This window comes from Streptomyces sp. NPDC002602 (assembly GCF_042889445.1).
Classification (GTDB): Bacteria; Actinomycetota; Actinomycetes; order Streptomycetales; family Streptomycetaceae; genus Streptomyces.
In genome coordinates this window covers 1-1,303 of the sequence record NZ_JBIAQX010000053.1, presented here as the reverse complement: position 1 = coordinate 1,303, position 1,303 = coordinate 1, and the positions used below count along the sequence as shown (strand labels likewise).

At 67.6% G+C, this 1,303-nt stretch carries 1 pseudogene; it reads left to right on the top strand.

What is annotated here, in order from left to right:
• Positions 1-16: 16 nt before the first annotated feature.
• Positions 17-1,267: pseudogene (locus ACFYW3_RS39170) on the top strand (IS701 family transposase).
• Positions 1,268-1,303 lie beyond the last annotated feature (36 nt).

Sequence of the window (1,303 nt, the reverse complement as noted above, 5' to 3'; positions counted from 1 at the left end):
GCAGCTTCTCCAGGTGATCAGCGCGCGTGTTGGCGAGCAGTGGAACCTGGACCTGGACGACCTCTTCGTGACCATTGGCCATCGGTTCGGCCGGGTGGAGCTACGCCGTCGCATGCGCGACTACGTACGCGGCCTCCTCGCCCCGGTGGCCCGGAAGAACAGCTGGCAACTGGCCGAGCAGGCAGGCCACCCAACCCCCGATGGTCTGCAGCACCTACTCGCCGGAGCGAAGTGAAACCCCGACGACATCCGCGATGACCTGCAGGAATACGTCGCCGACAAGCTGGGCGAGAGCGATGGCGTCCTCATCATCGACGACACCGGGTTCATCAAGAAGGGCACCACATCCGCCGGGGTCCAGCGCCAATACTCGGGAACCGCCGGCCGCACCGAGAACTGCCAAATCGGCGTCTTTGCCGCCTACGCCACCACCCTGGGCCGGGCCCTGGTCGACCGTGAGCTCTACCTGCCCAAGAGTTGGACCGAGGACCGCGAACGCTTCCGGGCAGCCCGCGTTCCCGACGAGCGGGAGTTCGCCAACAAGGGTGAACTGGCCCGGCGCATCGTGCTGAGGTCCCTCGCCTCACCGCTGCCCATCTCCTGGGTCACCGCGGACTCCGCCTATGGACAGGAGAGTCGCTTTCGTCGGCTGCTGGAACAGTCCGGCGTCGGCTACGTGCTGGCCGTGCCCAAGTCCCAGTTCACCGTGGGCTGCCCCCGCATCGACGGCCTGTTCGCGCAGGCCCCGGACGAGGCATGGGAGAAGATCTCGTGCGGTAACGGCGCGAAGGGACCCCGCCTCTACCACTGGGCGGCGGTGCGGCTGCCGGCCGTCGCCGAGTTCGACTACCAGGGCGAAGTCCCCCACCGGATGCGGTGGGCACTGGCCCGCCGCAGCATCCGCAAGCCCAACGAGATTGCCTACTACCTCGCTTACGCCCCGTTGGAGACCACCGTTCAGGAGCTGGTGCGGATCGCCGGGACACGCTGGGCAATCGAGGAGTGCTTCCAGGCCGCGAAGAACGAGTGCGGCCTGGACCAGTACGAAGTCCGTCGCTACGTCGGCTGGTACCGGCACATCGCCCTCGCAATGCTCGCCCACGCCGTCCTCGCCTCCACAGCGCGCGAGCTCCGGGAAAAGGGGGTGGCACCAATGAGGCAGCAGGGGCAATCGAGTTCACAGTGGCGGAGGTTCGACGACTCCTGGCAGCTTGTCGGCCCCGGCCCCCACACCTCCGTGGCCACCGAGGACGACACCACGCGCTGAGCTGGTCGAAATGGCGCCGCCAGCGCCAAGCAGTCG